The organism is Kitasatospora sp. NBC_01300 (genome assembly GCF_041435235.1).
Taxonomy (GTDB): Bacteria; Actinomycetota; Actinomycetes; order Streptomycetales; family Streptomycetaceae; genus Kitasatospora.
Genome location: NZ_CP108408.1, coordinates 2,144,476 through 2,168,519 on the forward strand (window position 1 = coordinate 2,144,476; position 24,044 = coordinate 2,168,519).

Consider the following 24,044-nt stretch of genomic DNA (forward strand, 5'->3'; position numbering starts at 1 on the left):
GGCCGCCGGCCTCAGCCGCCGTAGAACAGCCGCTCCACCACCGCCCGGGCCCGCCGGGTGGTCCGCCGGTAGTCGTCCACCAGCTCGCCGCTGTGCCCGGCGCCGTACCCGAGGTAGCGGGCCACCCCGGCCAGCTCCCGGGCCTCCCCGGGGAAGCTGTCGCCGGGCCGCCCGCGCACCAGCATCACCGCCGAGCGCACCCGGGAGGCCAGCACCCAGGCCGCGTCCAGCACCTGCGCGTCCGAGCGCCCGACCAGCCCGGCTCCGGCGGCGGCCGCCAGCGCGGCCCTGGTCCGGGTGGTGCGCAGGGCCGGCAGCTCGTGCCCGTGCTGGAGCTGGAGCAGTTGCACCGTCCACTCCACGTCGGCCAGCCCGCCGCGGCCGATCTTGGTGTGCGTGGTCGGGTCGGCGCCGCGCGGCAGCCGCTCGGCCTCGATCCGCGCCTTGATCCGGCGGATCTCCACCAGGTCCCGCTCCGGCACCCCGACGCCGGGGTAGCGCAGCGGGTCGATCAGCTGCCGGAACCGCGCGCCCAGCTCCTCGTCCCCGGCCACCGGCTCGGCCCGCAGCAGCGCCTGGCTCTCCCAGGCGTGCGACCAGCGCCGGTAGTACGCCGCGTACGAGGCGAGGGTGCGCACCAGCGGGCCGCTGCGCCCCTCCGGCCGCAGGTCGGCGTCGACCAGCAGCGGCGGCTCGGTGGACGGCGCGCCGAGCAGGGTCCGCAGCTCGTTGCAGACCGCCTGGGCGGCCCGGGCGGCGTCCTGCTCCAGCGAGCCGAGCAGCGGCTCGTGGACGAAGAGCACGTCGGCGTCCGAGCCGTAGCCCAGCTCGTGGCCGCCGAACCGGCCCATCGCGATCACCGCGATCCGGGTCGGCAGGTCGCCGTGCTCGGCCTCCCAGCCGGCCGTGCAGGCGCGCAGCGCGCCCTGGAGGGTGGCGGCGTTGATCGCGGTCAGCGCCTCCCCCGCGGTGTCCAGCGCCTCGGCCGGGTCATCGCCGAGGCGGCCGAGGACGTCCGCGGCGGCGGTCCGGAACAGCTCCCGGCGGCGCACCGAGCGGGCGGCGGCGACGGCCGCGGCGGTGGATCCGGCCCGGCCGACGGCGGCCAGTATCTCCTGCTCCAGGGCGGCCCGGCCGCGCGGCGCCAGGCCCTGCGGGTCGCCCAGCATGGCGACCGCTTCGGGGGCGCGCAGCAGCAGGTCGGGGGCGAGCCGGCCGGCCGACAGCACCCGGGCCAGCTGCTCGGCGGCGGCGCTCTCGTCGCGCAGCAGCCGCAGGTACCAGGGGGTGCGGCCGAGCGCGTCGGAGACCTGGCGGAAGTTGAGCAGCCCGGCGTCCGGGTCGGCCGAGTCGGCGAACCAGCCGAGCAGCACCGGCAGCAGGGTGCGCTGGATCGCGGCCTTGCGGCTCACCCCGGAGGCGAGCGCGCTGAGGTGGCGCAGCGCGGCGGCCGGGTCCGCGTAGCCCAGCGCCTCCAGCCGGGCCCGGGCCGCGTCCGGGGTCAACCCGGCCGCGCCCGGCGGCAGTTCGGCGACGGCGTCGAGCAGCGGCCGGTAGAACAGCTTCTCGTGCAGCCGCCGGACCTCGACCGCGTGCCGCTTCCACTCGCGCTGCAGCGCGGCCACCGGGTCGGAGCGGGTGTCGTCGTTGATCAGCGCGGCCAGCGAGCGGGCCAGCCGGCGCAGGTCCTCCGCGCCGGTGGGCATCAGGTGGGTGCGGCGCAGCCGGTAGAGCTGGATCCGGTGCTCCAGGGAGCGCAGGAAGCGGTAGGCGGTGTCCAGCGAGACGGCGTCCGCCCGGCCGACGTACCCGCCGCGGGAGAGCGCGGCCAGCGCCTCCAGGGTGTTACCGCTGCGCAGCGCCGGGTCGGTGCGGCCGTGCACCAGCTGGAGCAGCTGGACGGAGAACTCGACGTCGCGCAGCCCGCCGGGGCCGAGCTTGAGCTGGCGGTCCAGTTCGGTGGCGGGGATCGAGTCGATCACCCGGCGGCGCATCTGCTGCACGTCGGTGACGAAGTTGTCCCGGGCGGCGGCCTGCCAGACCATCGGGGCCAGCGCCTCCAGGTAGGCGGCGCCGAGTTCGGCGTCCCCGGCGACCGGGCGGGCCTTGAGCAGCGCCTGGAACTCCCAGGTCTTGGCCCAGCGCTGGTAGTAGGCGAGGTGGCTGGCCAGGGTGCGCACCAGCGGGCCGTTGCGGCCCTCGGGGCGCAGGTTGGCGTCCACCGGCCAGATGGTGCCCTCGCCGGTGGTGTCCGCGCAGAGCCGGGTGAGGGCGGCGGCGAGCCGGGTGGCGGCCTTGACGGCCTCGTGCTCGTCCACGCCCTCGCGCGGCTCGGCGACGAAGATGACGTCCACGTCGGAGACGTAGTTGAGTTCGCGGCCTCCGCACTTGCCCATGCCGATCACGGCGAGCCGGCAGGCCCGGGCGGCGTCCTGGTCCTGCTCGGCGGCGAGGTCCAGGGCGGTCTGCAGGGTGGCGCCGGCCAGGTCGGCGAGTTCGGCGGCGGTCTGTGCGAGGTCGGTGGTGCCGGTGAGGTCGCGGGCGGCGATGGCGAGCAGGCAGCGGCGGTAGGCGACGCGCAGCGCGTCCGCCGGGCTGCGGCCGCCCTCCCGGCCGCGCCGGACGCCCTCGGCGAGCGCGCGGCGGAAGTCCTCCGGGCCGGGGTGCATGTCGCGCAGCTCGAAGGTGACCAGCATGTGCCAGTCGTGCGGGTGCCGGGCCAGGTGGTCGGCGAGCGCGGTGGAGACGCCGAGCACGCCGAGCAGCCGGTCGCGCAGCGGCTTGGAGGTGGTGAGGGTGTCGCGCAGGGTGCGCCGTTCGGCCTCGTCGGCGGCCTCCAGCAGCCGGGCCAGGCCGAACAGGGCGAGGTCGGGGTCGGCGGTGGCGCCGAGCGCGTCCAGCAGCACGGGGTCGTCGGCCAGGCCTTCCAGGCCGGGGCCCGCCAGCAGCCGCACCGCCTGCGCCGGGTCGGTGAACCCGCGCCTGACCAGCCTGATCTCCGGCCGGCTGACCCGGCTCCCGGCCCGCTGCTCGTCCACCGCCATGGCCCCTCCATCCGTCCGCCCCAGCAGGTTACGCGCCCTGACGGCCCGGCGCCGGACACGACCACCGGACACGACCACCGGACGGCCCGCCGCCGCGCGCCGCGCCGCCCGTCCGTGACCTCGGGCCCGCCGCGCTCGTTCTCCCGGCGCCGACCGCCTCACCCCGCCCATCCCGTCCCATCCCGGAGCGCCGATGCCCAGCCGCCTGCCCTCGCTCACCGGGCTGCGCTTCTGGGCGGCCCTGCTGGTGGTGCTCTACCACCTGTCCCGCAAGGTCGGAGGGCTGCCGGTACTCGATCCGCTCGCCTGGTACGGGCGCTCGGGGGTGACGTTCTTCTTCGTCCTGTCCGGTTTCGTCCTGGCCTGGACGTACGGCGGCTCGCCCGTCCCCGCCGGGGCGTTCGCCCGCCGCCGGTTCGCCCGGATCTGGCCGTTGCACGTGCTGAGCACCGTGCTGTCGCTGGGCGCGGACGCCGCGATCGGCACGGCGCTGCCGGTGGCGGCCGCGCTCTGGTCGCTGCTGCTGGTGCACCCGTGGGCGCAGGCGACGGTGTACGGCGGCAATCCGGCGTCCTGGTCGCTGGGCGCCGAGGCCTGGTTCTACCTGCTGTTCCCGCTGCTGCTGCGGTTGCTGGCGCCGCGCCGCCGCGCCTGGCTGCCGGTGGCGGCGGTGTGCGCGGCGCTCGGCCCGGCACTGTGGGCGGCGGGCCCGCTGCTGCCGGCCGATCCGACGGTGCGCGGCTGGCTGCTGGACTACCTGCCGCTGGCCCGTACCCCGCAGTTCGTGCTCGGGGTGGCGGTCGGGCTGGCGGTGCGGCACGGGCTGCTCCCCCGGGTGCGGCTCGGCGCGGCGGCCACGGCGGTGGCGGGCTGGCACCTGCTGCTGGCGCCCTGGCACGCGGCCGTCCCGGACGCGCTGTGGTGGGGCCCGTACAGCGCCTCCCAGCTGGTGCCGGCGGCCCTGTTCGCGGCGCTGCTGGTGGCGGCGGCCCAGCGGGACGCGGCCGGTGCGGCACCCCGGCCGCCGGGCGAACGGGGACCGGCCGGACGGGGACCGGTCGGGCGAGGTCTGGCCGGGCGGACGGCGGTGCGGCTCGGCGAGTGGTCCTACGCCTGGTACCTGGTGCACGAGATCGGCATCCGCTGCTGGCTCGCCGAGTCGGGCCGCCCGGCGCCCGGGGCGGCGGCGCTCGGGGTCTGGCTGCTGCTGGCCGGGGGGTCGCTGGCGGTGGCGGCGGGCCTGTACCGCTGGGTGGAGCGGCCGTGCGAGCGGCTGCTGCGCGGCTCGCCGCGCCGGCCCGGCGGGAACGCGGCGGCGCCGCTGCCGGCCCGCGCGGTGCGGGTGGGTCGGCAGCGGCGCCGGGCGGCGGCCGGTCAGGCGTCGGTGGAGCCGTCCAGGTTGACGTAGGCGTAGAAGACGCCGATGTCGTAGCCGTCCTTCTGGGTGTTGAAGGTGGTGGTGAGGTCGGTGTCCCCGTTGCGCAGGTACGGCGAGATGTCCCAGCGGTTGGAGTCGTAGCCGAAGTTGTTGCGGTTGTACGGGTTGCGGGCGAACTGGTCCTCCGGGGTCAGCTCCTCGATGGTGGAGTTGAAGGCGTCGTCCGGCGCGTGGTTGATGTCGGAGAACAGCGTCTCGGGCCCGTTGGTGGACTTGACCGACAGGGTGTCACCGGTCCACTTGAGGTCGCCGTCGTAGACCACCCAGCCGAGCTTGCCGTGGAGCTGACCGCTCTGCGGCGTCTGCAGCCCCGTGAGCTTGATCTGCCGCGTCGGGCTGTCCGGCAGCTCGACCTGGAAGCCGTCCCACAGGTGGATGTGCCGCATCGGCTTGCAGTCGTTCTCGTACGCGACGACGATCGTCCAGCCGCCCCAGCTGTGCGGCTTCACCACCGAGTCCATGTTGGCGACGGTGTAGGTGCCGTTGCCGGCGTTCCTGACCAGGTCGGTGATGTCGGCGGAGGCCTGGTAGCTGCTCTCCACGTCGGTGGTGATGTAGCCGATGGACGGCTGGTCGTTGGCGATGTCCCGGTACTGCTTCTCGCCCGGGACCTTGAGGTACACCTCGTCGATCTGGTTCTCCGGCAGCACGGTGTCGCCGATGCCTCGGGTGCCGCCCCAGTACAGCCGGGCGTACTTGACCTTGGAGCCGTCGATCAGGCCGAGGTCGGCGGAGCTGGCGGAGTAGATCGGGTCACCGAGCGGGCCGATGGAGCCCGGGTCGATGTTGATGTACTTCATCTCGTACTTGTTGTTGATCGGCATGCTGCCGAGGCCCTTGCGGGCGTCCTCGCAGGGCGGCTGCGCCGGGTCGACCGGCGGCTTGGTCTCGTCACAGGTCATCAGCGAGTTGCTGATCCTGGTGACGGAGCCGTGGAAGTCGCCCTGGAAGCGGGTGGTGAACGGCAGCGGGTTCTCGGCGATGGTCTCGGCGCGCGGGCGCGGGTTCGACGAACCGGAGCCGGAGCCACGGGCGTCGGCGACCGGGGTGGCCAGCAGCTGGCTCGCGACGGCGGCGAGGGCGGCGCCCGCGACGACGGCCCGGCGGGCGAGCAGGCGGGCCGCGGCGGCGCGGCTGACAGCGGAGGAGGGCATGGGATCCTCTCGGGACGGAACGGACGAGCACGCCCATCGGACCACAACTGTCCGTCACAGGATCTTCACATACCGCCATTGGGGAAGCGATCCCACCCCAGCGGACGGCCCGCTGTCATCCGATCGAACGACAGCGGGCCCGGAGGTGTTTGGGAGCCTCAGGTGCTCACAGCACCTGGAGGTTCTTGCGCAGCTCGAACGGGGTGACCTCGGAGCGGTACTCCTCCCACTCCTGCCGCTTGTTGCGCAGGAAGAAGTCGAAGACGTGCTCGCCGAGGGTCTCGGCGACGAGCTCGCTGCGCTGCATCAGGTCGATCGCCTCGCCGAGGTTCTGCGGCATCGGCTGGATGCCGAGGGCGCGGCGCTCGGAGTCGGACAGCGCCCAGACGTCGTCGTCGGCGCCCGGCGGGAGCTCGTAGCCCTCCTCGATGCCCTTGAGGCCGGCCGCGAGGGTGACGGCGTAGGCGAGGTACGGGTTGCAGCCGGTGTCCAGGGAGCGGACCTCGATCCGGGTGGAGCCCTGCTTGCCGGGCTTGTACATCGGCACCCGGATCAGCGCCGAGCGGTTGTTGTGGCCCCAGCAGATGTAGGACGGGGCCTCGCCGCCGGCGCCGGCGGTGCGCTGGGAGCCGCCCCAGATCCGCTTGTAGGAGTTCACCCACTGGTTGGTGACGGCGGCGGTCTCGGCGGCGTGCTTGAGCAGGCCGGCGATGAAGGAGCGCCCGACCTTGGAGAGCTGGTACTCGGCGCCGGTCTCGTGGAAGGCGTTGCGGTCGCCCTCGAACAGCGACAGGTGGGTGTGCATGCCCGAGCCGGGGTGGTCGGAGAACGGCTTGGGCATGAAGCTGGCGTGCACGCCCTGCTCCAGCGCGACCTCCTTCATGACCAGACGGAAGGTCATGATGTTGTCGGCGGTGGACAGCGCGTCGGCGTAGCGCAGGTCGATCTCCTGCTGGCCGGGGGCGCCCTCGTGGTGGGAGAACTCCACCGAGATGCCCATCGACTCCAGCATGGTGATGGCCTGTCGGCGGAAGTCGTGGCCGACCCCGCGCGGGGTGTGGTCGAAGTAGCCGGACTGGTCGGCGGGGATCGGCGGGGTGCCGTCGCCGGGCAGGTTCTTCAGCAGGAAGAACTCGATCTCGGGGTGGGTGTAGAAGGTGAAGCCCTGGGCGGAGGCCTTCTCCAGGGTGCGCTTGAGCACGAACCGGGGGTCGGCGTAGGACGGCGAGCCGTCGGGCATCAGGATGTCGCAGAACATCCGGGCGGTGCCGGGGGTCTCCGAGCGCCACGGCAGGATCTGGAAGGTGGTCGGGTCCGGCTTGGCGATCATGTCGGACTCGTAGACCCGGGCGAAGCCCTCGATCGCCGAGCCGTCGAAGCCGATGCCCTCCTCGAAGGCCTGCTCCAGTTCGGCCGGAGCCACCGCGACCGACTTCAGGAACCCGAGCACGTCGGTGAACCACAGCCGGACGAACCGGATGTCACGCTCCTCAAGCGTCCGAAGCACGAACTGCTGCTGCTTGCCCATGGGGACAGTCTCACCTCTGCTCTTTACGCTCGTGTTACGCCCGGAAGACCCCCGGACGCGACTGCCCCCATCATGGCCGATCACCGCGCGGGACGGCAGTCCGGACCCCGGTCCGACCCCCCGGGCAGCACATTGCGTCAGATCGACGATTACACTCGGAGGCATGCCCAATCTCCGTCTCGCCCTGAGCCAGATCGACCCCTGGGTCGGTGACATCGCCCGCAACAGCGATGAGGTGGTGCGCTGGACCAGGCAGGCCGTGGAGGCCGGCGCCCAGTTGGTCGCCTTCCCCGAGATGGCCCTGACCGGCTACCCCGTCGAGGACCTCGCCCTGCGCAGTTCCTTCGTCGAGGCGTCCCGGGGCGCGCTGGTCGAGCTGGCCGGGCGGCTGGCCGCCGACGGGCTGGGCGAGGTGCCGGTGGTGGTCGGCTACCTCGGGCGCTCCGAGCACGCCTCGCCGAGGTTCGGCCGCCCGGCCGGCTCCCCGCAGAACTGCGCCGCCGTGCTGCACCGGGGCGAGGTGGTGACCCGCTTCGCCAAGCACCACCTGCCCAACTACGGCGTGTTCGACGAGTACCGCTGGTTCGTCCCGGGCGAGCAGCTGCCGGTGCTGCGGCTGCACGGAGTGGACGTCGCGCTGGCCATCTGCGAGGACATCTGGCAGGACGGCGGCCGGGTCACCGCGGCCCGCGAGGCCGGGGCCGGGCTGCTGCTGGTGGTCAACGGCTCGCCGTACGAGCGGAACAAGGACGACCAGCGGCTGGAGCTGGTCCGGCGCCGGGCCGCCGAGGCGGGCTGCCCGCTGGCCTACGTCAACATGGTCGGCGGCCAGGACGAGCTGGTCTTCGACGGCGACTCGATCGTGGTCGGCGCGGACGGCGTGGTGCTGGCCCGCTCCCCGCAGTTCGAGGAGCACCTGCTGGTGCTGGACCTCGACCTGCCGGCCGCCGGCGGCGACCACACCGACGGCCTGCTGCTGAGCGACGGCCTGCACCTCGTCCGCACCGAGCTGGGCGGCGAGCCGCAGGCCGCGCCCGCGGACACCCCGACCCCCGAGGTGGCGCCGCGGCTGTCCGACGAGGCGGAGATCTGGGCCGCGCTGGTCTCCGGCACCCGGGCGTACGTCACCAAGAACGGCTTCCGTTCGGTGCTGATCGGCCTCTCCGGCGGCATCGACTCGGCACTGGTGGCCGCCATCGCGGTGGACGCGATCGGCGCCGAGAACGTGTACTGCGTCTCGATGCCCAGCCGCTACTCCTCGCAGCACTCCCGGGACGACGCGGCCGAGCTGGCCCGCCGTACCGGGCTGCACTACCGCACCGTCTCCATCGCCCCGATGTTCGACGCCTACCTGGGCGCGACCGAGCTGACCGGCCTGGCCGAGGAGAACCTGCAGTCCCGGCTGCGCGGCACCCTGCTGATGGCGATCTCCAACCAGGAGGGGCACATCGTGCTCGCGCCCGGCAACAAGAGCGAGCTGGCCGTCGGCTACTCGACCCTGTACGGCGACTCGGTGGGCGCGTTCGGGCCGATCAAGGACGTCTACAAGTCGCTGGTCTTCCGGCTGGCCCACTGGCGCAACGAGGAGGCCGAGCGGCGCGGCGAGGTGCCGCCGATCCCGGAGAACACCATCTCCAAGCCGCCGTCCGCCGAGCTGCGGCCGGACCAGAAGGACAGCGACTCGCTGCCCGACTACGACCTGCTGGACAGCGTGCTGGCCCGCTACATCGAGGGCGACGAGGGGCGGGACGCGATCGTCGCGGCCGGCTTCGACCCGGCCGTGGTGGACCGGGTGGTCCGGCTGGTCGACACCGCCGAGTACAAGCGGCGGCAGTACCCGCCGGGCCCCAAGATCTCGGTCAAGAACTTCGGCCGGGACCGCCGCCTGCCGATCACCAACCGCTGGCGGCGGGGCTGACCCAGCTAGTTGAACCGGTAGGTGGCGGCCACCGCGAGGTGGTCGCTGCCGTCCCGGGGCAGGGTGCGGGAGTCGACCGGCGCGAGGCCGCCCTTGCTCATGATCTGGTCGATCCGGGCCATCGGGAAGGACGCCGGCCAGCTGAAGCCGAAGCCGTCCCCGGCGGCGCCCTGGGCCGAGCGCATCTGCGAGGTGACCGGCGCCAGGCTGCGGTCGTTCATGGTGCCGTTGAGGTCGCCGAGCAGCAGCACCTTCTTCACCGGCTCGGCCTGGATCGCGTCGCCGAGCGCCTGCGCGCTGACGTCCCGCTGGTCGACGGTGAAGCCGCCCTCGGCCTTCAGCCGCACCGACGGCAGGTGCGCGACGTACACCGCGACCGGGCCCTGCGGGGTGGCGACCTGGGCCCGGAACGCCCTGGTCCAGCCCATCTTGAGGTCCACCGGCGAGACTCCGCTGATCGGGTACTTCGACCAGAGGCCGACCGTCCCCTCCACCTCGTGGTACGGGTACGCCTCGGCGAGCCCGCTCTCGTAGTCGCGCAGCGGCTTGCCGGCCAGTTCCTGGAGGGCGACGATCTGGGCGCCGGAGGCCACCAGGCCGCGGACGGTGCCCGGCACGTCGGGGTTGGCGGCGGCGACGTTGTGGCTGACCACCGTCCAGTCGCCGGTGCCGCCGCTCTTGTCGCTGAGCAGGCCGCCGAACAGGTTGAGCCAGATCGCGACGGGCAGCAGCAGCGCGATCAGCGCGGTGGCGGAACGGCGCAGCAGCGCGGGGACCAGCAGCACCGGGACGGCCAGGCCGATCCAGGGCAGGAAGGTCTCCAGCAGGCTGCCGAGGTTGCCGGCGCTGTTGGGGACGTCGGCGTGGAGGGCCATCAGCAGGGCGGTGAGCACGGCCAGCACCGCGACCACCAGGCCGCGCCGCCAGGTGGTGGCGCCGCGGCCGTCCCGGCCCCAGTGCCGCAGGCCCAGGAACCCTCCGGGACGGCCCGCGGGGGCCGGGGCGCCCGCCTCGCCCCAGGGCCCGGCCGTGCTCCGGTCGGTCCTGTCCGCCTGCGTCATCCGTGGCTCCCGTTGTTCGTGCCGTCGCCGGTCCGGTGTCCGGCCCGTGGGGTACGGGCGGGTGCCGGACTGGTGCCGGTTTGATCGGATACCCGGCTCAGCCTATGCCGGGACAGACGCGGGGCCGTCGGAGCGGGTTCCGGCGTGGCCCGGTTTGGTGAGCCAGGCCACGCCGGACGCAGGTCGGTGCAGGTCGGACGCAGGTCGGTGCAGGTCGGACGCAGGTCGCTGCGGGTACGGGACCGGGGCGCGGGGTCCGGGGCGCGGGAGCGCGTTCAGCCGCGGGAGCCGGAGGCCGCGTGCGGCGCCAGGCCTTCGAGCAGCGAGTCGACCATCCGGCGGGCCAGGTCCGGGTCCTCCAGGTCGGAGTCGTCCCAGAGGATGCTGCGGTACAGGATCGGGCCCATCAGCATGTCGCCGAGCAGCTCGACGTCGAGGTCGGACCGCAGCACGCCCTCGTCCATGGCGCGGCGGATCAGGGTGAGCCCCGCCTCCCGGCGCGGCTTGATCACCCGGTCGCGGTACGCGCTGTACAGGTCGGGCAGGCCCTGCATCTGGCCGAGGGCGGCCTTGAGCACCCAGCGGGAGCGCTTGGCGAGGCCGCGCCGGCGCATGTAGTCGATCATCTCGATCAGGTGGTCCCGGGCGGTGCCGTCGGTCGGCGCGGGCATCGGGACTTCCAGCCGGCTGACCACGTCGACCAGCAGGGCCTCCTTGTTGGGCCAGCGCCGGTAGATGGTGGCCTTGCCGACGCCGGCCGCGGCGGCGATGCCCTCGATGGTGAGCTCGGACAGCGCGGTGCCGCCGGCCATCAGGTCCTCGACGGCGGCGAAGATGGCCTGCTCGGCGGCCTCGCTGCGCGGGCGGCCGCGGCGTACGGCGGCGCAGGGCTGTCCGGCTCCGGCGGCCGGGGTGTCCGTCTTCATCCCCGCTGTACTCCCTCGCTGTCCGCGTGGCGCACGGGCGCCGTTCCGTTTCCGATGGTGGTCCGTGGACCGGGCCGGGTGGCGGCCGCCGTCCTGGACCTCGGCCCTGCCGCCCGGGGGTTCACCCGGGTGACAGGGCCATTGTCGCTCAGTGCGATCGAGGGTCAGGCGTCCGCGGCCACGGCCTTGCGGCTCTGGTCGGGCTGCTCGGCGGCCTTCCCGGCCGGGCCGCCGGGGGCGGCCGACCGGCGCGGCAGCAGGAACCAGGCGATCAGCGCGCCGACCACCGTGATGCCCGCGGAGAGCGAGGCCACCACGTGCATGGCGCTGACGAAGGCGTCGTCGGCCGGGCCGATCAGCGCGGCGCCCTTGGGGCCCATCCGCTCGGCGATGGCCAGGGTGGCCTCCAGCGACTCGCCGGCCTTGCCGCGCAGGTCGTCGGGCAGCTGGTTGAGCGTGTCGGTCATGCCGTCGCGGTAGACGGTGGAGAGCACCGCGCCGAGCACGGCGACGCCGAGCGAGCCGCCGACCTGGCGGAAGGTGTTGTTGACGGCCGAGCCCGCGCCGGCCTTCTCGCGGGGCAGCGAGGCCATGATCGCGACGGTGACCGGCGGCATGACGTGCGCCATGCCGGTGCCCATCAGCAGGCCGAGCACGATCAGCACCCAGATCGGCGTGTCGACGCCCAGCAGGGTGTAGCCGACGAAGCCGACCGCGATCAGCAGCATGCCGACGGCGGCGGTGGCGGCGACGCCGAAGCGGTCGACCACCAGCCGGGCCCGCGGCGCGAACAGCAGCTGGGCGACGGCCAGCGGCAGCATCAGCAGGCCGGCCTGGAGCGCGCTGTAGCCGCGCACGCTCTGGATGTAGAAGACGCCGAAGAAGGAGACGCCCATCAGCGCGAAGAAGACCACGCCGACGACCACGACGGAGGCGCTGAACACCTTGTTGCGGAACCAGGTGACGTCCAGCGCGGGGAAGCGGGTGCGGCCCTCGAACCAGACGAAGGCGGCCAGCGCCAGCACGCCGACCAGCGTCGGCACCCAGGCCTCGGCGGCGGTGAAGTCGGCCAGCTCGCCGCCCTTGATGATGCCGTAGATCAGCGCGACCAGGCCGATGATCGACAGCAGCACGCCTATCGGGTCGAGCTTGCCGGGGTTCGGGTCCTTGGACTCGGGCACCAGGACGATCATCGCGATCACCGCGACGATCACGATCGGGACGTTGACCAGGAAGACCGAGCCCCACCAGAAGTGCTCGATCAGCAGGCCGCCGGTGATCGGGCCGATGGCGATGGCCAGGCCGACCGCGCCGGCCCAGATGCCGATCGCCTTGGGCTGCTCGGAGCGCTCGAACACGTTCATGATGATGGCCAGCGTGGCGGGCATCGCGAGCGCGGCGCCGACGCCCATCAGGGCGCGGTAGCCCACGAGTTCACCGGGCGAGGCGGCCAGCGCGGAGAGCAGCGAGGCGATGCCGAAGACCACCATGCCGCCGAGCAGCGCGCGCTTGCGGCCGAAGCGGTCGCCGAGCAGGCCGGAGGTGAAGAGCAGCCCGGCGAACACCAGGGTGTAGGAGTTGATCGACCACTCCAGGTCGCTCTGGCTGGCGCCGAGGCCGACCGGCGCGGGGGTCGCGATGGTCTTCATCGCGACGTTGAGGATCGAGTTGTCGAGGACGACGACGAGCAGGGCGAGCACCAGGGTGCAGAGGATCGCCCAGCGTCGGCGGTGGATGGCTTCCGGCACGCGGGGTGGCGCGGCTGCGGTGGTCATTGGTCTTCCCGTCCGTGGTGGTGTGGCACTGGCGGGCAATTCCGAGCCATGGTCGTCTCGTAACCCCCCGGCACCAGGGTAGCGGCCATTACGATACGAGACGACTCCGTTTCGTAAAAACGCGGCAAAGCCCGGGGCCGCCCGCGCTCGCCGGTGTGCCGCAGATCGCACCCGACCGCCCGCACGCCCCTTTGCGCGCACGCCGGGGCGTGCAAGCATGGAGGTGATCCGGGGACGCCGCACGGCGCCACGAGACGACAACCCTTCAGGAGTCCGTTCGATGAACGCTTCTTCGCCTTCGCCTGCCCAGAACCAGGCGGCGACCGCCACCCTCTACGGCGGGGTCACCAACCGCCGCATCACCGTCCGCGACCTCGCCAGCGCCAAGCAGCGCGGCGAGAAGTGGTCGATGCTCACCGCCTACGACGCCCTCACCGCCGGAGTGTTCGACGAGGCCGGCATCCCCGTCCTGCTGGTCGGCGACTCCGCCGGCAACTGCCACCTCGGCTACGAGACCACCGTGCCGGTGACCATGGATCAGATGGTGATGCTCTCCGCCGCCGTCGTCCGCGGCACCAAGCGCGCGATGATCGTCGCCGACCTGCCGTTCGGCTCCTACCAGGAGTCCCCCGCGCAGGCCATGCGCAACGCGGCCCGGCTGATGAAGGAGGCCGGGGTCGGCGCGGTCAAGCTGGAGGGCGGGGAGCGCAGCGCCCGCTCGATCGAGCTGCTGGTCGAGGCCGGCGTCCCGGTGATGGCGCACATCGGCCTCACCCCGCAGTCCGTGCACGCCTTCGGCGGCTACCCCGTCCAGGGCCGCGGCGACGAGGCGGCGCACCAGCTGCTGCGCGACGCCAAGGCCGTCCAGCAGTCGGGCGCCTTCGCGGTCGTACTGGAGGCGGTGCCGGCCGAGCTGGCCGCCCAGGTCACCGAGCAGCTGACCATCCCGACCGTCGGCATCGGCGGCGGGCCCGACACCGACGCCCAGGTCCTGGTCTGGACCGACATGGCCGGCATGACGGCGGGCCGGGTGCCCAAGTTCGTCAAGCAGTACGCCGACCTGCGGACCGTCCTCGGCGACGCCGCCCGCGCCTTCGCCGAGGACGTCCGCGGCGGCGCCTTCCCGGCGGCGGAGCACAGCTTCCGCTAGGTCCCGGACCCCCGACGGCCCCGCTCCCCCGCCCGGGAGCGGGGCCGCTGCCGTGTACCCGCTCCCCCGGTGACAGCGGTCTGACAGCGCGGCGCCTGGCCCGCCCCCCTCATGACAGCCCGCTGACAGCCGGGCCGGACAACCTAGGGGCATGACACGAATCGCCACCGCCCCGAACGACCGGGGGACCGCCGCGGGCAACGCCGTCGAAGTCCGCGGCATCGTCAAGCACTACGGCACCACCAAGGCCCTCGACGGGGTCGACCTCACCGTCCGCGAGGGCACCGTGCTCGGCGTGCTCGGCCCCAACGGCGCCGGCAAGACCACCCTGGTCCGGGTCCTCTCCACCCTGATCAAGCCCGACGCCGGCACCGCGTTCGTCGGCGGCTACGACGTCCTGCGCCAGCCCAAGCAGCTGCGCCGCACCATCGGCCTCACCGGGCAGTACGCCTCCGTCGACGAACTCCTCTCCGGGTACGAGAACCTCTACCTGATCGGCCGGCTGCTCGACCTCCCCAGCCGCGAGGCCAAGGCCCGGGCCGCCGAGCTGCTGGAGCGCTTCTCGCTCACCGAGGCCGCCAAGCGGACCGCCAAGACCTACTCCGGCGGCATGCGCCGCCGCCTCGACCTGGCCGCCAGCATGATCGGCCGCCCCAAGGTGCTCTACCTGGACGAACCCACCACCGGCCTCGACCCGCGCACCCGCAACGAGGTCTGGGACGAGGTCCAGCGGATGGTCGCCGAGGGCAGCACCGTGCTGCTCACCACCCAGTACATGGAGGAGGCGGAGCAGCTCGCCGACGAGCTGACCGTCATCGACCGCGGCCGGGTGATCGCCAACGGCGGCGTGGCCGAACTCAAGGCCAAGGTCGGCGGCCAGACCCTCCAGATCCGCGCCGCCGATCCGGCCGAGCTGCCCGAGATGGCCCGCTGCCTGCACGACCGCGGCATCACCAGCGCCACCGTCTCCACCGACACCGGCCTGCTCGCGGTGCCGATCACCAACGACGAGCAGTTGACCACCGTCATCGGGGTGCTCGGCGCCCGCGGCTTCGCGATAGCCGGCATCGACACCAAGGTGCCCAGCCTCGACGAGGTCTTCCTCGCCATCACCGGCAAGCCCGCCGACACCGCGGACGCCGCCCCCAGCCTCGCCAAGGAGCCCGTCGCATGACCACCGCCACCATCGCCCCCGCCCGGGTGGAGGACTCCCGGATCGGCCTGTCCGGCACCTTCCGCCACGTCGGCGCACTGACCCGGCGCAACCTGATGCGGATCAAGGCCGACCCGGAGTCGATGTTCGACGCCGTGCTGATGCCGGTCATCTTCACGGTGCTGTTCGTCTACGTCTTCGGCGGCGCCGTCTCCGGCAACCAGGACTCCTACAAGCAGTACATGATCCCCGGCCTGCTCGGGCAGACCGGCCTCACCCTCGCGATGGCCGTCGGCACCGGCCTGAACAGCGACTTCCAGACCGGCGTGATGGACCGCTTCCGGACCCTGCCGATCGGCCGGGCCTCCGTCCTGCTCTCCAAGATGGCCGCCGAGACCTGCCGGGCGCTGCTCTCCTTCGTGATCCTGATCGGCTTCGCGATGTGCATCGGCTTCGAGGTGAAGACCGGTCCGCTGGAGGTCGTGGCCGCGGTCGGCCTGTCGCTGGTGTTCGGCATGTCGATCGTCTGGGTCTCGATGCTGCTGGGCATGGCGCTGCGCAGCGCCCAGGCCGTCCAGGGCGTGGCCATGCTGGTCCTGATGCCGATGCAGTTCGGCAGCTCGATCTTCGCGCCGACCGACACCATGCCGGGCTGGCTCCAGGCCTTCACCAAGGTCAACCCGCTGTCGGCGCTCGCCGACGCCTCCCGCTCCCTGCTCAACGGCCAGGGGCCGCTGGCCCACCCGGTGATGGTCGTGCTGATCTGGTCGGTGGCCACCACCGCGATCTTCGCGCCGCTCGCCGTCGCCCGCTTCCGCAAGCGGACCTGAGAACGGCCGCCGGCCCTCCGCGGGGGAGGGCCGGGGGGCGACCGGCCGGCACCAGGGGACGGGGCCGGCCGGCGGAACGGCTGGCCGGTGACCAGGGACGGACGCCGGTCAGCCGATCCACTCGTACATCCGCTCCCGGACCTGTTCCGGGGTCAGGCCCTCGCCGGCGGCGTGGGCGGCCTCGAACGCGGCGTCGCCCAGCTGGGCCCGCAGGTCGGTCGCCGCCCGGCCGCGCTCGACGCGGTCCAGGTAGCCGCCCTTCGGGCCGTTCAGCACGTGGTGCGCGCCGTGCAGCACGGTGGCCTGCCGGGCCCGCTCCAGGTCGCCGTCGCGCTCGGCGAAGGCGCGCAGCACCCCCACCACCGCGGGGACCACCATGACCGTCATCTGCTCGCCGAAGCCGCTCGTGCGCGACGTCTCGCGCAGCAGCGTCCGCCCCTCGCGCAGCATCGCGAGCCCCTCGTCCGGCCGGCCCGCCCGGGCGGTGATCCAGCCCCGGGTGGTGGTCAGCATCCCGGTCACGATCCCCGGGGCGAAGCTGCCGACGCTGGTCGCCTCCATCCGGTCCAGCTCGGCCAGCGCCTGCGCGTACTCACCGCGCAGCATGTGGACGCCGCAGAGTGTGAGGCCGCCGAACAGCAGCGCGCCGGTGGAGGAGTGGTCCGCGCTGTGGTGATCCAGCCCGGCCAGCGTCTCCCGGATGATCCGCTCGCCGCGCTCCATGTCCTGCTCCAGCAGGGCGGAGCCGAGGTTCACCCGCAGCATCGGCACCTCGTGCGGCGTCCCCAGCTCCTCGGCCAGCTCGATCGCCCGCTCGTACGCGACGGCGGCCGCCTCCGGATCGCCCCGGTTGGCCAGCGACTCGCCCTGGGCGGACAGGGCCTGGGAGACCCCCCAGAGGTTGCCGGCCTGCTCGAACAGTTCCAGGGAGCGCTGGCCGTCCAGGATTCCCTGGTCGGCCCCGCCCGGCCAGTCGTTCAGCATCTTGGCCCGGAGCTGCAGGATGAACGCGAGGTCGTTCGGCCCGCCGTGCTCCTCGCAGCCGCGGACGGCGTCGTCCAGCAGGCTCCTCATCATTTCCAGCCGGCCGGCCAGGAACGCCCCGAACACCCGCATCAGGCCCGGGAACCGGTAGGCCTGCGGCAGCTCCGGGGTGTAGACCTCCAGCAGCTGCTCCGCGACGGCGATCGCCACCGGGTTGCCGAGCACGTCCAGGTTCCCCTCGAACATGCCCATCAGCCGGTACATCGCGAGCAGTCGTCGGGCCTCCTCGACGACCCCTTCGGGCATCGGCAGGCCGTAGGAGAGCACGTCCCGCTCCAGCGGTACGGGCGGCTTCGGGCCGAACGGATCCGGCCCGAGCGCCGCGACGGCGTCGTACCAGCCGCGGGCCTCCATGCTGTAGCCGCGCAGCGACCAGTACCAGCTCATGCCGAGGGTGAGGACCAGCGACTGCTCCTCGTCCCCGAGGTCGATGGCGCGCCTCAGCGCGGCCCGGATGTTGTCCAGCTCGCGCTCCAGCACCGTCAGCCAGTGCAGCTGCTGGGGGCCGTGGATGTTCAGGAAGGCGGTGGCGGCGATGGTACGGAAGTGCGTCAGGTGGCGGGCCCCGGTCGCGTCGCGCTCCTCCTCGGACTCGGCGAGGCGCTCGGTCGCGTACTCGTGGATGGTCTCCAGCATCCGGTAGCGCGGCAGGCTGCCGTCGTCCAGGTCGGCCACCAGCAGGGACTTGTCGACCAGCGACAGCAGCAGGTCGGCGACCTCCCCGCCGACCACCTCGACGCCGTCCGCGCAGATCGCCTCGGCGTCCTCCAGCTGCCAGCCGCCGGCGAACACCGAGAGCCGGCGCAGCACCGCCCGTTCGCGCTTGCCCAGCAGGTCCCAGCTCCAGTCGACCACCGCGCGCAGGGTCTGCTGACGCGGCAGCAGGGTGCGGCTGCCCGCGGTGAGCAGGGCGAACCGGCCGTCCAGGCGGTCGGCGATCTGGCGTGCCGTCATCACCCGCAGCCGGGCGGCGGCGAGTTCGATGGCCAGCGGCAGGCCGTCCAGGCGGCGGCAGATCTCGGCGCAGGCCGCCGGGTCGGTGTCCGGGTCGAAGCCGGGTCGGGCGGCGGTGGCGCGCTCGGTGAGCAGGCGCAGCGCCACCGGGTCGGGCAGCGGCTCGACCGGCAGCACGGTCTCGCCGGGCACGCCGAGCGGCTCCCGGCTGGTGGCGAGCACGGTCAGCTCGGGGCACTCGGTGAGCAGGATGTCGGCGAGGTCGGCGGCGGCCTGGATCAGGTGCTCGCAGTTGTCCAGGACGAGCAGCATCCGGCGGTGGCCGCAGTGTTCGACCAGCCGGCGCACCGGGTCCTCGGCGCGCTTCTCGATCACCTCGGCGACCATGCCGCCGCTGTGCAGCACGATCTCGCGCAGGCCGAGCGCGGAGACCACGGCGGCGGGCACCGCGTCCGGGGTCTCCAGCGGGGCGAGTTCGGCCACCCAGACGCCGTCCGGCCAGTGCCCGGCGGACTGCTCGGCGCGGCCGGCCTCGATCGAGAGCCTGGTCTTGCCGGAGCCGCCGGGGCCGGTCAGGGTGACCATCCGGCGCTCCGTCAACGTCCCGCGCAGTGCGGCGAGATCGCTCTCCCGGCCGACGAAGCTGGTCAGCCGGCCGCGCAGGTTGCCGCCGACGCGCGGGGGTTGGGGCGCCCCGGGCCGCCCGGCGGCCGGCGGGGTCGGTGGGGTCGGCTGGGTCACCGGGGCCGGTATGGACTCCGGCGCGGGCACGGGCGCGGTCGGCGCCGGGGCGGGCGCCGGTTCGACCTCGGCCGGGGTCAGCAACGTGGCGTACAGGGACTGGAGTTGGCGCCCCGGGTCGACGCCGAGCTCCTCGGCGAGGGCGCGCCTGGTCCGCTCGTAGTGGCGCAGCGCCTCGGCGGTGCGCCCGCTCTCGTGCAGCGCCCGGATCATCAGCTGCTGCAACGGCTCGTCCAGCGGCTGCCGTTCGCAGAGCTCGGTGAGCTCGGCGACCAGTTCGGCGGCCCGGCCGAGCCCGAGTTCGGCGGTGATCCGGTGGCGGCGGGCCTCCTCGCGCTGGGTCTCCAGCCGGGCGGCCGGGCCGCCGCGGTCCGGCAGGTCGGCCAGGGCGGGGCCGCGCCACAGCGCCAGGGCGGCGCGCAGCCGCTCGGCGGCGAGCGCGTGGTCCCCGGTGTCGAGGGCGCGGCGGCCTTCGGCGCCGAGCCGCTGGAACTCGGCGAGGTCGGTGGCCGGGTCGGTCAGCCAGTACCCGGCCGGGCCGGAGCCGATCTCGTCCCGGCCGACGGTCCGGCGCAGCCGGCCGACCAGGGTCTGGAGCGCGGCGGAGGAGTCCTGGGGCGGCTCGGCCTCCCACACCTCGTCCACCAGCAGGTCGGCGGGCACCGGGCGGCCCTGCCGGAGGGCGAGCGCGGTGAGCAGTGCCCGTAGCCGGGCGCCGCCTAGCGGCACCGGGGTGCCGTCGTCGTGGTGGGCCGTCGTGGTCCCGAGGATGCCGTAGTACACCGGTCCATTCTGGTCGATGGGCGGCGATCGGGGCGCACAATTGTCCAGGGGCCCCTCACCGGCGGCGGAACCCGGACAGGGCCCTCGGACGTTCACCCGGGACGGCTTGTCCGGTCACCGGCCCGCCCGGCATGATCGATCCCCTGGCCGCTTTTCCTCGGACACCCGGAGCACCCACACCATGACCTTCGCCGCCACGCAGCGCTCACGCAGCGAGGACCGCCGGATCAGCCCGGTGTTCTGGGTGCTCCTCGCCGTCCTCGCCACCTCCGGCTGGGCGGTGTACTCGGGCTACGGGAACGCCGCGTTCGGGGTGTTCCTGTTCGTGGTGGCGGGCTGGATGGTCTCGCTGTGCCTGCACGAGTACGCGCACGCCCGCACCGCGCTGCACGGCGGCGACATCACCGTCGGCGCCAAGGGCTACCTCACGCTCAACCCGCTGAAGTACACCAACGTGCTGCTCAGCTTCGTGCTGCCGATCGTCTTCGTGATCCTGGGCGGCATCGGCCTGCCCGGCGGCTCGGTCTGGATCGAGCGGGACCGGATCCAGGGCCGGCTCAAGCACAGCCTGATCTCGGCGGCCGGGCCGCTGGTGAACCTGGTGTGCGCGGCCCTGCTGCTGATCCCGATCGGCGCCGGCTGGCTGGACGACCCGACGGTGCACGCGGTCTGGAACGGCTACGAGCTGAACGTCTCGCCGTTCGCGGCCGCGCTCGGCTTCCTCGGCCTGCTCCAGCTCAGCGCCGCCCTGCTGAACCTGCTGCCGGTGCCCGGGCTGGACGGCTACGGGATCGTCGAGCCCTGGCTGTCGTACAAGACCCGGCGCGCGGTCGAGCCGTTCGCGCCGTACGGGCTGCTGGCCGTGTTCGCGCTGCTGTGGCAGCCCTCGGTGAACTCGTTCTTCTTCGGGGTCATCCACGACCTGATGAACCTGTTCGGCGTGGACCAGGACTACGCGACGCTCGGCCGGTACCTGTTCAGCTTCTGGAAGAACTAGCCGGCTAGCCCTGCTCGGCTGCCGCGGCGGCGGCCGTGGCCTCGGCGATCTTCGCGCGGCGGCGGTTCATCCAGAGCACGTTGCTCGCCACACCGGCCATCGGGAGCCAGATCAGGCCCAGCCAGAAGCCCTGGGTCAGCGAGACCACGGCGGCGGCCAAGGCGAGGACGACGACGATCAGGGCGAAGAGGGACGTGCGGGGCATGGCGGGAGGCTCCTAGGGCCGGGTGCGGTCGGCCGGGTTGCGGCCGCACCCATTGTCGCCGACCTCACCTCCGGAGCTGGTCCAGGGGTGAGGCCGACACGGCTCGACCGGATCCCGGAGCGGCCGGTCCCGGACGGTCTGATCTCGGATTGTCCGGTCCCGGACCGTCCACTCTCAGACGGCCCGGTCTCAGACGTCCGTCACCCGCAGGCCCGCGTGGGCCTTGTAGCGGCGGTTGACCGAGATCAGGTTGGCCACCAGCGACTCCACCTGGTGCGCGTTGCGCAGCCGGCCCGCGAAGATCCCCCGCATGCCGGGGATCCGGCCGGCCAGGGCCTGCACGATGTCGGTGGCGGCCCGCTCCTCGCCGAGCACCATGACGTCGGTGTCGATCTGCTCCACCGACTCGTCCTGGAGCAGCACCGCCGAGAGGTGGTGGAAGGCGGCGGTGACCCGGGAGTCCGGCAGCAGCGCGGCGGCCTGCTGGGCGGCGCTGCCCTCCTCCGGCTTCAGCGCGTACGCGCCCTGCTTGTCGAAGCCGAGCGGGTTGACGCAGTCGACCACGATCTTGCCGGCCAGTTCCTCGCGCAGCGCGGTCAGGGTCGGGGCGTGCCCGTCCCAGGGCACCGCGACGATCACCACGTCGCTCTCCCGGGCGGTGGTGGCGTTGTCGGCGCCACGCACGCCGAGGCCCAGTTCGGCGGCGGAGGCCTCGGCCCGGGCCGCGTCGCGCGAGCCGATGATCACCTGCTGGCCGGCCTTGGCCAGTCGCAGGGCCAGGCCACGCCCCTGGTCGCCGGTGCCGCCGAGGACACCGACCACCAGGTGTGAGACGTCCGGCAGTTCGTGGGCCGGCTTTGTCGCTGAATCGAGGGAAGTCATGGGCCGATCCTGTCAAACCCCCGGCCGGACGCGACATTCTGGGCCGCATGGACGCGGTGAGAGTTTCGGCACTCCGGCAGCACCTGGTGGGCACCGGCTGGCTGGAGGCGGTCGGCGGCTTCGCCGGGTCGCTGCGGCGCTCGGTGTCGCGGCGCGGGGCCGGCGAGCTGCTGTTGATCGGCACCGAGGCGTACGAGCCCTGGCACCTGGCCGCGCACCTGGCGGACGAGGCCGCCTGGTCGGCCGTCCCCCGGCTGGCGCCCACCCTGCTGCGGCACGCTCCGCCGCCCGGCGCCCCGGCGCACCTCGCGCACGGCCTGAGTCGGCTCACCGGGGCCGGGCGCGGCGCCACCGTCCTGGTGGTGGCGCCGGAGGCGGCCGGCGCGCCGCTGCTGGAACGGGTGCAGGACGCCCGCCGGCAGGGCGCGACCGTGCTCGCGTTGGACGGCGCCGCCCCCGCCGAGCCGGGCGACCTCGGCGGGCTCGCGCACGAGCGGCTCGCCGTCGGCACCACCGACGAGGAGCCCTTCGACCTCGCCCAGCACCTGGTCAGCGCCGCCGCCGGGCGGCCCCGGGCCCGCCGCACCGCGCTGGACCGGCTCGCCGAACTCGCCGGCCGGCTGACCGCACCGCCCGCGATCAGCCGCTGGTAGCCCGGGCCCGACCCGCCCCCCGGCCAGCCCCGGCCCGACCGTGACGGCCGTGTGTCGGGCTGAAAAACCCTTTGCGAACCCGGTAGCCCGCGTTCGAGGATGCTGGTTCGTGAACGACGACGAACCCCCGCATCCCCCCGGCGCCTCCGGACGGTCGCGCACGCTGCTGCGCTCGCTCGCGCCCGACCTCTCGCCCTGGCGCGCCTCCCGCGACTTCCGCTTCCTCTGGCTCTCCGGCTGCGTCACCAGCTTCGGCAGCTACCTCACCTACGTCGCCGTGCCGATGCAGATCAAGGAGCTGACCGGCTCCTCCTTCGCGGTCGGCCTGATCGGCGCCGTCGAGCTCGTCCCGCTGATCGTCTTCGGCCTGTGGGGCGGCGCCCTCGCCGACGCCCTGGACCGCCGGAAGCTGGTGCTGCGGGCCGAGGCCGGGCTCGGCCTGCTCGCCGGCCTGCTGCTGCTCAACGCGCTGCTGCCGTCCCCGCTGCTCTGGCCGATCTACCTGGTCGCCGCGCTGGTCGCGGCCTGCGACGGGTTGCAGCGCCCGGCCCTCGACTCGCTCACCCCGCGGATCGTCCCGCACCAGCACCTGACCGCCGCGTTCGCGCTCAACTCCCTGTACCGCAACGCCGCTTCGGTGGCCGGGCCGGCGCTGGCCGGCGTCGTGGTGGCGTTCTCCGGGGTGGGGACGGCGTACGCGCTGGACGTGGTCACCTTCGCCGCCTCGCTGCTGCTGCTCGTCCGGATCCGGGCGGTGCCGCCGGCCACCGGCGCCGAGCGGCCGTCGGTGCGGGCGGTGCTCACCGGCGTCCGGTACGCGTGGAGCCGCAAGGACCTGCTCGGCACCTACACGATCGACCTCTGCGCGATGCTGTTCGCCTTCCCGGTGGCCGTCTTCCCCTTCCTGGCCTCCGAGTTGGGCGCGGACTGGGCGCTCGGCCCGATGTACGCGGCCTCCGCGGCCGGCGCCCTGCTGGTCGGGGCGACCAGCGGCTGGACGTCCCGGATCCACCGGCACGGCCGGCTGCTGGTGGTCGCCGCCGTCGGCTGGGGTGCGGCCATGGCCCTGGCCGGCCTGTCCGGGAGCATCTGGCTGGTGCTGCTCGGCCTGGCGCTGGCCGGCGGCGCCGACGAGATCAGCGGGCTGGCCCGCTCGACCATGTGGAACCAGTCCATCCCGGACGAGGTGCGCGGCCGGATGGCCGGCGTCGAACTGCTCAGCTACTCCGTCGGCCCCCAGCTCGGCCAGGTCCGGGCCGGCACCATGGCCGGGCTGGTCGGCGTCCGCGCCGCCGTCTGGAGCGGCGGTCTGATCTGCGTCGCCGCCGTCCTCGTGGTGGCCGCCGCGCTGCCCAAGCTGCTCGCCTACGACGACCGCACCGACCCGCACACCGCCGCCGTCCGCGCCGAGCACGAGCGCGCGGAGCGCGAGCGGGAGCAGCAGCACGAACGGGAGGCCGCCGCGGCGACGGACTGACGGCGGCCGGCCGGCGGCGGCTTGGACGGCGACGGCTTGGACGGCAGAAGCCGGACGCCGGACGCCGCCCCGGCCGCTACTGGCCGCCGCCGTCCTTCGGCGTGTCGTTCCAGCGCTCGTCCCCCTGCCGCCACTCCCGGTTGCGCTCGTCGGCGAGTTGCAGGGCGTGCGAGGCCTCCTCCGGGCTGTCGTACGGGCCGAGGCGGTCCTTGGCGGGGCACTCCGGCCCCTCCTCGACCTTGCCGTGCTTGATGCAGTAGAACCACTCGCCGGGCTTGCCGGTCGGCTTGCGGTGGAATCCCAGGGGCATGGTGCCCTCCCGTCGATTCGA

18 protein-coding genes are annotated in these 24,044 nt (G+C 73.7%); 8 read left to right on the top strand and 10 right to left on the bottom strand.

The genetic code is table 11. From position 1 onward, the window contains the following. Positions 1–11 precede the first annotated feature (11 nt). Positions 12–3,044 (bottom strand): bifunctional [glutamine synthetase] adenylyltransferase/[glutamine synthetase]-adenylyl-L-tyrosine phosphorylase, encoded by a 3,033-nt coding sequence (locus OG556_RS09550; RefSeq protein WP_371516738.1) that lies wholly within the window; start codon positions 3,042–3,044, stop codon positions 12–14. A gap of 193 nt (positions 3,045–3,237) precedes the next feature. Between OG556_RS09550 and OG556_RS09555 the strand changes: the two genes are divergently transcribed. Then, positions 3,238–4,452 (top strand): acyltransferase family protein, encoded by a 1,215-nt coding sequence (locus OG556_RS09555; RefSeq protein WP_371516739.1) that lies wholly within the window; start codon positions 3,238–3,240, stop codon positions 4,450–4,452. On the opposite strand, the gene OG556_RS09560 is transcribed toward OG556_RS09555, so the two are convergent. Both OG556_RS09560 and glnA read right to left on the bottom strand, forming a co-directional pair. Next, on the bottom strand, positions 4,419–5,636 hold the full coding sequence (locus OG556_RS09560; RefSeq protein ID WP_363622307.1) for a hypothetical protein: 1,218 nt from the start codon (positions 5,634–5,636) through the stop codon (positions 4,419–4,421). The genes OG556_RS09555 and OG556_RS09560 overlap by 34 nt on opposite strands. A 166-nt stretch (positions 5,637–5,802) precedes the next feature. Next, a complete protein-coding gene (gene glnA / locus OG556_RS09565; protein WP_363580876.1) occupies positions 5,803–7,164 on the bottom strand; it encodes a type I glutamate--ammonia ligase in 1,362 nt (453 codons plus the stop codon). 163 nt (positions 7,165–7,327) lie between these two features. On the opposite strand from glnA, the gene OG556_RS09570 reads away from it, so the two are divergent. Next, the gene (locus tag OG556_RS09570) at positions 7,328–9,082 is read left to right on the top strand and encodes an NAD+ synthase (protein WP_363622309.1); all 1,755 of its coding nucleotides are present in this window, start codon (positions 7,328–7,330) and stop codon (positions 9,080–9,082) included. A 5-nt stretch (positions 9,083–9,087) separates the two neighbouring features. Here the strand turns inward: OG556_RS09570 and OG556_RS09575 are convergent, their stop codons facing one another. The 3 genes from OG556_RS09575 to OG556_RS09585 form a co-directional block, all read right to left on the bottom strand. Then, positions 9,088–9,957 carry an endonuclease/exonuclease/phosphatase family protein gene (locus OG556_RS09575; protein ID WP_363580978.1) on the bottom strand — a complete coding sequence of 290 codons (870 nt, stop codon included), beginning with the start codon at positions 9,955–9,957 and terminating at the stop codon, positions 9,088–9,090. 461 nt (positions 9,958–10,418) lie between these two features. Further along, complete coding sequence (locus tag OG556_RS09580; RefSeq protein ID WP_363580872.1) at positions 10,419–11,069, bottom strand: TetR/AcrR family transcriptional regulator; 651 nt, start codon at positions 11,067–11,069, stop codon at positions 10,419–10,421. 164 nt (positions 11,070–11,233) lie between these two features. Further along, positions 11,234–12,844 (bottom strand): MFS transporter, encoded by a 1,611-nt coding sequence (locus OG556_RS09585; protein WP_363580870.1) that lies wholly within the window; start codon positions 12,842–12,844, stop codon positions 11,234–11,236. Between the two features lie 280 nt (positions 12,845–13,124). On the opposite strand from OG556_RS09585, the gene panB reads away from it, so the two are divergent. The 3 genes from panB to OG556_RS09600 all read left to right on the top strand — a co-directional run bounded on the left by panB (position 13,125) and on the right by OG556_RS09600 (position 15,977). Continuing rightward, entirely contained in the window at positions 13,125–13,994 is an 870-nt protein-coding gene (panB, locus tag OG556_RS09590; protein ID WP_371516740.1) for a 3-methyl-2-oxobutanoate hydroxymethyltransferase, read from the top strand. A 151-nt stretch (positions 13,995–14,145) separates the two neighbouring features. Then, complete coding sequence (locus tag OG556_RS09595; RefSeq protein WP_371516741.1) at positions 14,146–15,168, top strand: ATP-binding cassette domain-containing protein; 1,023 nt, start codon at positions 14,146–14,148, stop codon at positions 15,166–15,168. Then, positions 15,165–15,977 (top strand): ABC transporter permease, encoded by an 813-nt coding sequence (locus OG556_RS09600; RefSeq protein WP_371516742.1) that lies wholly within the window; start codon positions 15,165–15,167, stop codon positions 15,975–15,977. Before OG556_RS09595 ends, OG556_RS09600 begins: the two co-directional genes overlap by 4 nt. 108 nt (positions 15,978–16,085) lie before the next feature. Here the strand turns inward: OG556_RS09600 and OG556_RS09605 are convergent, their stop codons facing one another. Next, on the bottom strand, positions 16,086–19,499 hold the full coding sequence (locus tag OG556_RS09605; protein ID WP_371516743.1) for a BTAD domain-containing putative transcriptional regulator: 3,414 nt from the start codon (positions 19,497–19,499) through the stop codon (positions 16,086–16,088). Positions 19,500–19,680: 181 nt separating this feature from the next. On the opposite strand from OG556_RS09605, the gene OG556_RS09610 reads away from it, so the two are divergent. Next, entirely contained in the window at positions 19,681–20,496 is an 816-nt protein-coding gene (locus OG556_RS09610; protein ID WP_371516744.1) for a site-2 protease family protein, read from the top strand. A 4-nt stretch (positions 20,497–20,500) separates the two neighbouring features. Here the strand turns inward: OG556_RS09610 and OG556_RS09615 are convergent, their stop codons facing one another. Together OG556_RS09615 and npdG are read right to left on the bottom strand one after the other, a co-directional pair. Next, a complete protein-coding gene (locus tag OG556_RS09615) occupies positions 20,501–20,701 on the bottom strand; it encodes a hypothetical protein (protein ID WP_363372195.1) in 201 nt (66 codons plus the stop codon). Between the two features lie 189 nt (positions 20,702–20,890). Further along, positions 20,891–21,583: an NADPH-dependent F420 reductase gene (gene npdG / locus OG556_RS09620; RefSeq protein WP_371516745.1), complete on the bottom strand. Its 693-nt coding sequence runs from the start codon at positions 21,581–21,583 to the stop codon at positions 20,891–20,893. A 47-nt stretch (positions 21,584–21,630) separates the two neighbouring features. Between npdG and OG556_RS09625 the strand changes: the two genes are divergently transcribed. Both OG556_RS09625 and OG556_RS09630 read left to right on the top strand, forming a co-directional pair. Beyond that, positions 21,631–22,236, top strand: coding sequence for a hypothetical protein (locus tag OG556_RS09625; RefSeq protein WP_371516746.1), 606 nt, complete (start codon positions 21,631–21,633; stop codon positions 22,234–22,236). Between the two features lie 109 nt (positions 22,237–22,345). Further along, entirely contained in the window at positions 22,346–23,713 is a 1,368-nt protein-coding gene (locus OG556_RS09630; protein ID WP_371516747.1) for an MFS transporter, read from the top strand. A 76-nt stretch (positions 23,714–23,789) separates the two neighbouring features. Here the strand turns inward: OG556_RS09630 and OG556_RS09635 are convergent, their stop codons facing one another. Continuing rightward, positions 23,790–24,023 (bottom strand): hypothetical protein, encoded by a 234-nt coding sequence (locus OG556_RS09635; RefSeq protein ID WP_371516748.1) that lies wholly within the window; start codon positions 24,021–24,023, stop codon positions 23,790–23,792. Positions 24,024–24,044 lie beyond the last annotated feature (21 nt).

Bases quoted from the DNA above. Each gene is read 5' to 3' on its own strand.
- OG556_RS09550 (WP_371516738.1), bottom strand. From the start codon at position 3,044: ATGGCGGTGGACGAGCAGCGGGCCGGGAGCCGGGTCAGCCGGCCGGAG.
- OG556_RS09555 (WP_371516739.1), top strand. From the start codon at position 3,238: ATGCCCAGCCGCCTGCCCTCGCTCACCGGGCTGCGCTTCTGGGCGGCC.
- OG556_RS09560 (WP_363622307.1), bottom strand. From the start codon at position 5,636: ATGCCCTCCTCCGCTGTCAGCCGCGCCGCCGCGGCCCGCCTGCTCGCC.
- glnA (WP_363580876.1), bottom strand. From the start codon at position 7,164: ATGGGCAAGCAGCAGCAGTTCGTGCTTCGGACGCTTGAGGAGCGTGAC.
- OG556_RS09570 (WP_363622309.1), top strand. From the start codon at position 7,328: ATGCCCAATCTCCGTCTCGCCCTGAGCCAGATCGACCCCTGGGTCGGT.
- OG556_RS09575 (WP_363580978.1), bottom strand. From the start codon at position 9,957: ATGGCCCTCCACGCCGACGTCCCCAACAGCGCCGGCAACCTCGGCAGC.
- OG556_RS09580 (WP_363580872.1), bottom strand. From the start codon at position 11,069: ATGAAGACGGACACCCCGGCCGCCGGAGCCGGACAGCCCTGCGCCGCC.
- OG556_RS09585 (WP_363580870.1), bottom strand. From the start codon at position 12,844: ATGACCACCGCAGCCGCGCCACCCCGCGTGCCGGAAGCCATCCACCGC.
- panB (WP_371516740.1), top strand. From the start codon at position 13,125: ATGAACGCTTCTTCGCCTTCGCCTGCCCAGAACCAGGCGGCGACCGCC.
- OG556_RS09595 (WP_371516741.1), top strand. From the start codon at position 14,146: ATGACACGAATCGCCACCGCCCCGAACGACCGGGGGACCGCCGCGGGC.
- OG556_RS09600 (WP_371516742.1), top strand. From the start codon at position 15,165: ATGACCACCGCCACCATCGCCCCCGCCCGGGTGGAGGACTCCCGGATC.
- OG556_RS09610 (WP_371516744.1), top strand. From the start codon at position 19,681: ATGACCTTCGCCGCCACGCAGCGCTCACGCAGCGAGGACCGCCGGATC.
- OG556_RS09615 (WP_363372195.1), bottom strand. From the start codon at position 20,701: ATGCCCCGCACGTCCCTCTTCGCCCTGATCGTCGTCGTCCTCGCCTTG.
- npdG (WP_371516745.1), bottom strand. From the start codon at position 21,583: ATGACTTCCCTCGATTCAGCGACAAAGCCGGCCCACGAACTGCCGGAC.
- OG556_RS09625 (WP_371516746.1), top strand. From the start codon at position 21,631: ATGGACGCGGTGAGAGTTTCGGCACTCCGGCAGCACCTGGTGGGCACC.
- OG556_RS09635 (WP_371516748.1), bottom strand. From the start codon at position 24,023: ATGCCCCTGGGATTCCACCGCAAGCCGACCGGCAAGCCCGGCGAGTGG.